Raw genomic sequence first — 7,237 nt, 5'->3', positions numbered from 1 at the left:
TAGTCGTCGGCCGCGTCCCTTGTCTATCGGAGCCCGTGCACTGTCAGGCCCTAGGCGAGCCAGCCCCCCCCCCCGCGCACGCCCACCCCCCACCCCGCCCCCTGACCGATCCCCGAGCTGGCTCCGGTGACGATGGCGACCTTCATGACGTTCCTCCTACAGGGGCGACGATGTCGAGCACGCGGTCCGCGGACCGTGCACCGCGCTGATTCCATGCAACCAACGCACCGGCCCGGCCGGTACGACAAACCTCGCCCGTCCTTGCACGATCCTCTTGCACACGGGAGCCGTGGCCCTGAAGTGCTGCAATGAGGGCATGTACCTCGACGAGCTGCGGACCCTGTTGGCGCGCCATGCCCGCCCCGACCGGAGCACGGCCATCGACGGCGTGCTCATCTCGAAGACCGACCGGTCCGATCCGCCGGCGCCCTCCATGTCGGGCATGGTCCTGGCGGTGATCGCCCAAGGCGCCAAACGGCTCGCTCTGGGACAGCGCCTCTACGAGTACGGGCCGGGCCAGTATCTCGTCGCCTCCGTCGACCTTCCCGTCACGGGCGAGTTCCTGCGGGCCGACCCACAGGAACCGGCCCTGGGCTTCGGCCTCGTGCTGGAGCCGTCCGAGGTCGCTCGGCTGCTGCTCGCGGCAGACCCCGCAGACACGCCCCGGGCGAGCACCGAGGCACCCCCGGGCATCGTGGTGAGCGATGCACCGGACGAACTCCTGGATGCGGTGGTGCGCCTGCTGCGCCTGCTGGAGGAGCCGAGGGACCGGGCGGTCCTGGCACCACTGGTCAAGCAGGAGATCCTGTGGCGGCTGATCACGGGGGAGCAGGGGGCGAGCGTGCGCCAACTGGGTCTGCCCGACAGCAGCCTGACCCACATCTCCCGCTCCGTGCGCTGGATCCGCGAACACCATGCCGAGCCCTTCCGGGTCGAGGACGTCGCCCGGAGCGCCGGCATGAGCGTCTCCGCGTTCCACCGCAACTTCCAGGCAGTGACCGCGATGAGCCCGATCCAGTTCCAGAAGCAGATCAGGCTGCAGGAGGCACGCCTGCTGCTGGCCCAGAGCCCGGGCGACATCGGCGGCGTCGGCAGGCGTGTCGGATATGACAACGCGTCGCAGTTCAGTCGGGAGTACCGACGCCAGTTCGGAATCCCCCCGAGTCAGGACGCAACCCGCCTCCGGCGGGGAATGGGCATGTCCGGAGGCGTGCTGGGCTGACCGGCGAGTGCGTTCACCTCGTGTCCGTGGCGAGACCGTAGTCCGGCAGTGCGATGTCCCCGGCCTTGGCGAACTGTGCGGCGAGCAGGTTCCGCATCGGCCAGCGGGTCATCTGGCGCATGGAGAGGTCCCGCAGGCGGATCCCGAGCCGGCCCGAAGGCGCGTACCCCGAGGCACCGCCCGGCGGGAGCTGCTGGGCCTGGCTCACGTACGGGCGCATCACCTCGTCGTACCGGTGGAAGGCGGTGCGGTGGTCGCCTTCGGCAGCGGCGAGCTCGCCGGCCAGGACGTAGGCGCCGACCAGGGCCAGGCTGGTGCCCAGGCCGGTCAGCGGGGTCGCGCAGTATCCGGCGTCGCCCAGCAGCACCACACGGCCGCGCGACCAGTGGTCGAGGCGGACCTGGCCCATGGAATCGAAGAAGAAGTCCGGGGCGGTGCGCATGGCCCGCAGCAGGCGCGGGGTCTCCCAGCCGGCGCCGGCGAAGCGCTGCGCCACGAGTTCCTGCTGGGCGGCGACGTCGCGGCGGTCGTAGGTGATCGGTGCCGAGCGAAAGCTGAGACCGGCCTTGATCTCGCCGGGGAGGCGGCCGGGGCGCGCGGACGAGACCAGCCCGCCGGGCGCGTTGTGCATGAGGAACCAGCCGTCGAGGTCCAGGTCGTCGGTGGCGGTGAACCAGGCCGTGTAGAGGCCGAGCGGGCGGACGAACCCCTGCTCCGGGCCGAAGGCCAGCGCGCGTACCACGGAGTGCGGTCCGTCCGCGCCGACGACCAGCCCGAACCGGCGCGGCGCGGCATTCTCGAAGGTGACGCCCACCCCGTCCGCGTCCTGATCGATCCCGGTGACGGTGTCGTCGAAGAGGTACTCCGTGTCCGGCAAGGTCGCCTCGTACAGCAGGCCGGCGAGATCGCCGCGGAGGATCTCGATCTCGGAGACGAACCCCTCCCCGCCGAAGCTGTCGGCGGGCATCCGCGCGGTGATCCGGCCGGAGGAGTCGACGAGTGCGAGGCCGCGTTGGTCCAGGCTCTGCGCCCTGGCCCGGTCCAACAGACCCATCCGCTCGATCACGGTGCGGCCGGCGCCGCGCAGATCCACGGCCTGCCCGCCGGGCCGGGGTTCCGGCGCGCGTTCCACGATCGTGACCCTGGAGCCTGCCCGGCGTAGCCAGTACGCCAGCGCGGGCCCGGCGATTCCGGCACCACAAATGAGGACTTCATTGTTCGACATGATGCGAGCGTACGTCGTACACAAGAAGGCGTGCAAGCTCGAAATTGCTTACCGGTAAGTGGTATTGGGGGAGTGCTGCACTAGTGCTCAATGGTGCCGGTGCTGCTCCTGCGCGGAGATCTGCCGACGCTGGCGGCTAGGATGGCGCCCATCCGGGTGCACTAGTGCAGGGGAGTTCGGGTGGGCGGACAGGCAGTACCGCGCTACAGCCAGATCGTCGGCGAACTGCGGCGGCGGATCGAGACGGGTGAACTGGCACCCGGCGATCGCGTGCCCTCGACCCGCGAGATCACCCAGCGGTGGGGCGTCGCGATGGCGACCGCGACCAAGGTCCTCACCGAGCTGCGCCGCGAGGGCCTGGTCCGCGCGGTCCCCGGCGTCGGGACCGTCGTGGAGGCCCCAAGTCGCCCTGTGCGCACCGCCCGACCCGCTGCCGCCGCCCGCCCGGGCAGACCGTCCACCCCGCCATCGGGCCAGCAGGCGCTCACGCTCGGAAGGATCGTCGGTGCCGCAGTCGCGATCGCCGACACGGAGGGGCCGGCCGCGCTCTCGATGCGCCGGGTGGCCGCCGAGCTCGGGGTGGCGACCATGTCGCTGTACCGGCACGTGGCCGACAAGGACGACCTGCTGGTACGGATGATGGACACGGTCATCGCGCAGCACCCGCTGCCCGCCAGCCCGCCGCCGGACTGGCGCGAGGCGATCGAGTTGGTGGCCCGGCAGCTCTGGGACCTGTTCCGCCGCCACCCATGGCTCGCACCGGAACTGTCGGTGACCCGCCCCCAGATGATCACCTCGGCCCTGCCGTACAACGAGTGGATGCTCGCCACCCTGCACGCCCAAGGGCTCGACCTGCACTCCGCCTTCACCGCGTACCTCATGCTGCTCAATTACGCCCGGGGTATCGCCATCAACCTGGAGTGGGAAAGGGAGGCCGAGGCGCACAGCGGCCTCGACAACAAGGAGTGGATGGACACCCAGGAATCCGCGCTCCTGGCGGTACTGGCCACCGGCCGGTTCCCCGCGTTCTCCCGCCTCACCGAGGCCGGATACGAACTCGACCTCGACGCCCTCTTCGAGTTCGGCCTCCAGCGCCTCCTCGACGGCCTCGCCTCACTCCTCGACAAGTGAATGAGGTGCCCGCGAGCGGGAAGGCGCGGGTGCGGCCTGCTCGGCACAGCCGCCGTGTCTCGAAGATGCACACAGCGGAGCTGAAGCGCGCTCTCGGCCACTGAACCGGCAGGGCGTGCGTGCGCCCCGTCAGTCCTCGCGGCTTGACAGGACCTCCCTGGCCTTGGCGATGGCGAACCCCCATCCCTGTGCCACGGTGGGCTTGCCCGGCACGGCCACTTCCTCGGGGTTGGTCAGTACGTCCAGCAGGACCGGCCCCGGGGTCTCCAACGCCCGGCGCACACTGTCGTGGAGTTCAGCCGGATCGGTGACCCGGATCCCCGTCAGGCCGAGGGCCGTGGCGACCGCGGCGAAATCGGGGTTGTCGAGCTGCGTGCCGAACTCGGGCAGCCCCGCCTGCTCCTGCTCCAGTTTGACCATGCCCAGCCGGCGGTTGTCGAAGACGACGAGCTTCACCGGCAGCCCGTACGTCTTGATCGTCATCAGATCGCCGAGCAGCATGCTCAGGCCGCCGTCGCCGCAGAAGGCGATGGTCTGACGGTCGGGCGCCCAGAGCTGGGCCCCGAGGGCCTGCGGCATGGCGTTCGCCATCGAGCCGAGGTTGTACGAGCCGATCAGCCGCCTGGTCCCGCGCATGCTGACGAAACGGGACAGCCAGACGGTGGCCATGCCGGTGTCGGAGGTGAAGACGGCGTCCTCGTCGGCATACCGGTCCACCGCGGCAGCCAGGGCCTCCGGGCGGATCTCGTGATCCCGGTTGTCCAGGGCGGCCCGGAGCCTGCCGGTCCAGCGGTGCTCGTGGCACGGGTCGGCCAGTCGCTGCTGCCCTTCCTCCCAGCGCGCGAACCGATCCCGGGCGTCTTCCAGATGCGTACGGTCGGGAGCCTTCTCCAGCAGCGGCAGCAGGGCGCGCAGGGTGGCTCCGACATCGCCCGCGAGACCCACGTCCACCGGGATCCGGCGGCCCAGGTGCTCCGCACGGGCGTCGACCTGCACCACTGCGCAGCCCTTCGGGTACCAGTCGCGATAGGGGAAGTCGGTGCCCAGCATCAGGAGCGCGTCGCCGCCGTCGAGAGCGTGCGCGGCGGCGGGATTGCCAATGAGACCGGTCTGCCCCACCTGGAAGGGGTTGTCGTCCTCGAAGCCCTCCTTCGCCTTCAGGGTGAGCACCATGGGAGCGGCGAGCAGTTCCGCGGCCCGGAGCACCTCGGGACGGGCGTCGCGCGCCCCGCGGCCGACGAGCAGGGTGACGCGGGAAGCGGAGTTCAGCAGCTCCGCGGCCGCGGCGAGGGCCGGGTCCTCGGCGCGCGTGCGGGGCGCGGCGAGGGCGAAGCGCATGGGGCGGTCCTCGCTCAGCTCCTGGTCGCCCAGGTCGCCGGGGACGGTCAGCACCGCCACGCCGCCCCGGCTGACGGCGGCGCGCACGGCCGATTCGAGCATCCGGGGCATCTGATCGGGCGAGGAGACGGTGGCACGGTAGACGGCCACGTCGCGGAAGAGCAGGTCGTTGTCCACTTCCTGGAAGTAGTCGCTGCCGACCTCGGCGAGAGGGACCTGTCCGCAGATCGCCAGGACCGGCGTACGGCTCTTGGCCGCGTCGTAGAGCCCGTTGAGGAGGTGCACGGACCCCGGCCCGACCGTACCCATGCACACCCCGAGGGTGTCGGAGAGCTGCGACTGCGCCGAGGCCGCGAAGGCCGCGGCCTCTTCGTGCCGGCAGCCGACCCAGTCCAGGTCGTCGGTGGTGCGGATCGCGTCGGTCAGGGGGTTCAAGGCGTCCCCGACGACGCCGAAGACGTGCCGGACACCCAGTTCCTTGAGTGCATCGACGATCACGCGGGCGACGGTACGCGCCACAGGAGTGCCCTTCCGTCCGATACGGCCCCCGGGGCGGGGGCCCGTGTGTCAGTGGGTGAAGCGGTCCGGGTCGGCCGCCCGCCAGTCGGATGCCCAGCCCCCGGGAGCTGAAGCGAGCAGCTGTCCCGGTGTGAGCCACTCGTACAGTTCCGCGTAGGAGCGGACGGTGTGCGGATCCACCCGCTGGACCAGCTGGTGCGGGCGCAGCCCGGACGGCTCGTCGACTCCCATCGCCGCCATGATCTGCAGGGCGCTCTTGACCGTGGCCTCCTGGAAGCGCTGCACGCGCTGTGCCTTGTCTCCGATGTCGAGGGCGCGGGCGCGCCGCTCGTCCTGCGTGGCGACGCCCACGGGGCAGGTGTTCGTGTGGCAGCGCTGCGCCTGGATGCAGCCGACCGCGAACATCATGGCGCGGGCGGCGTTGGTGTAGTCGGCTCCCTGGACGAGGCGTTTGACCAGGTCGCTGCCAGTGGCTACCTTGCCGCCGGCTCCGATCCGGATCCGCTCGCGCAGCCCTGTCCCCACGAGGGCGTTGTGTACGGTCATCAGCCCTTCTCCGAGCGGCAGGCCGACGTGGTCGGCGAATTCGAGGGGCGCGGCGCCCGTTCCGCCCTCCGCTCCGTCGACGATGACGAAGTCCGGCGTGGCGCCCTCCTCCAGCATGGCCTTGCACACGGCGAGGAACTCCCGGCGCGAGCCGACGCACAGCTTGAAGCCGACGGGCTTGCCGTCGGCGAGTTCGCGCATCCGGACCAGGAAGCGCACCAGCTCGCGCGGCGTGGAGTAGACGCGGTGGAAGGACGGCGACACGATGGTCTTCCCCTGCGGGACGCCGCGGACCCTCGCGATTTCGGCATTGACCTTGGCTCCCGGCAGGACACCGCCGATACCCGGCTTGGCACCCTGGCTGATCTTCAGCGACACGCACTTGACCTGCTCGTGTGCGGCCTTCCGGGCGAACTGCCGTGCGTCGAAGTCCCCCTCGTCGGTCCGGCACCCGAAGTAGCCGGTGCCGATCTCCCAGACGAGGTCCCCGCCCGGGCGCAGGTGGTACTCCGACAGGCCGCCCTCCCCGGTGTCGTGGGCGAAGCGGCCCGACTGCGCGCCGGCGTTGAGGGCGAGTACGGCATTGGCCGACAGCGAGCCGAAGCTCATCGCCGACACGTTGAGCAGGGCCATGTCGTACGGGCGGGTGCAGTCGGGTCCGCCGATCCGCACCCGGGGCGGATCCGTCCGCACCGGCCGAGGCGCCATCGACGGGGTGAGGTACTCGCTGCCGGGCCGGTAGAGGTCGAGCTCGGTACCGAACGGTTCCTCGGCGTCCGTCCCCTTGGCCCTTTCGTAGACGATGCTCCGGGTGTCGCGGTCGAAGGGGCGGCCGTCGAAGTTCCGCTCGACGAAGTACTGCTGGATCTCCGGTCGCAGCGCCTCCAGGGCGAAGCGGAGGTGCCCGAGCAGAGGGTAGTTCCGCAGGATCGCGTGCCGGCGCTGTACGAGGTCGTGTACGGCCACCAGCGCGAGCAGGAGCGCAGGGACCGCCAAGATCCAGAACCAGGGCGTGGCGACGACGGCTGCGACCGAGGCGGATGCGGCGAGCAAGGCGGGCAAGACGACGAGAAGTATCTTCAGCACGCCGTGCTTCTGTCCCGAAGTCTCCCCGCCAACCGCCTGCCGGGTGCGCGCACGGACGCTCGCGTCGACGGGCCGACCCCTGGGCTGCCTGCCCCGGCCCGCCCCCGGCCCCCCGCGCCCCCGGCGCGCCCCCCGCCGGCCCCCCCCGCCTCCGGGGGCCGGAAGGTCGC

The 7,237-nt window shown here is 71.1% G+C and carries 5 protein-coding genes; 2 read left to right on the top strand and 3 right to left on the bottom strand.

Translation table 11 applies throughout. The features are described 5' to 3' along the window. The first annotated feature begins 316 nt into the window (after nt 1-316). Nucleotides 317-1,222, top strand: a complete 906-nt coding sequence (locus tag ACFXA3_RS29730) for an AraC family transcriptional regulator N-terminal domain-containing protein (RefSeq protein WP_385191653.1) — start codon at nt 317-319, stop codon at nt 1,220-1,222. A gap of 13 nt (nt 1,223-1,235) precedes the next feature. Here ACFXA3_RS29730 and ACFXA3_RS29725 read toward each other — a convergent pair whose 3' ends face one another. Further along, nucleotides 1,236-2,447 carry an FAD-dependent monooxygenase gene (locus ACFXA3_RS29725; RefSeq protein ID WP_385191651.1) on the bottom strand — a complete coding sequence of 404 codons (1,212 nt, stop codon included), beginning with the start codon at nt 2,445-2,447 and terminating at the stop codon, nt 1,236-1,238. Between the two features lie 180 nt (nt 2,448-2,627). Between ACFXA3_RS29725 and ACFXA3_RS29720 the strand changes: the two genes are divergently transcribed. Then, on the top strand, nt 2,628-3,578 hold the full coding sequence (locus ACFXA3_RS29720; protein WP_385191650.1) for a TetR/AcrR family transcriptional regulator C-terminal domain-containing protein: 951 nt from the start codon (nt 2,628-2,630) through the stop codon (nt 3,576-3,578). Between the two features lie 129 nt (nt 3,579-3,707). On the opposite strand, the gene ACFXA3_RS29715 is transcribed toward ACFXA3_RS29720, so the two are convergent. Next, nucleotides 3,708-5,435: a thiamine pyrophosphate-dependent enzyme gene (locus ACFXA3_RS29715; RefSeq protein ID WP_385191648.1), complete on the bottom strand. Its 1,728-nt coding sequence runs from the start codon at nt 5,433-5,435 to the stop codon at nt 3,708-3,710. 48 nt (nt 5,436-5,483) lie between these two features. Continuing rightward, the gene (locus tag ACFXA3_RS29710) at nt 5,484-7,067 is read right to left on the bottom strand and encodes an FMN-binding glutamate synthase family protein (protein WP_385191647.1); all 1,584 of its coding nucleotides are present in this window, start codon (nt 7,065-7,067) and stop codon (nt 5,484-5,486) included. Nucleotides 7,068-7,237: the final 170 nt, after the last annotated feature.

Source organism: Streptomyces sp. NPDC059456, from assembly GCF_042750055.1.
Taxonomy (GTDB): Bacteria; Actinomycetota; Actinomycetes; order Streptomycetales; family Streptomycetaceae; genus Streptomyces.
Note: the sequence above shows the minus strand (reverse complement) of the source record. Positions and strands in the feature narration are given on the sequence as shown.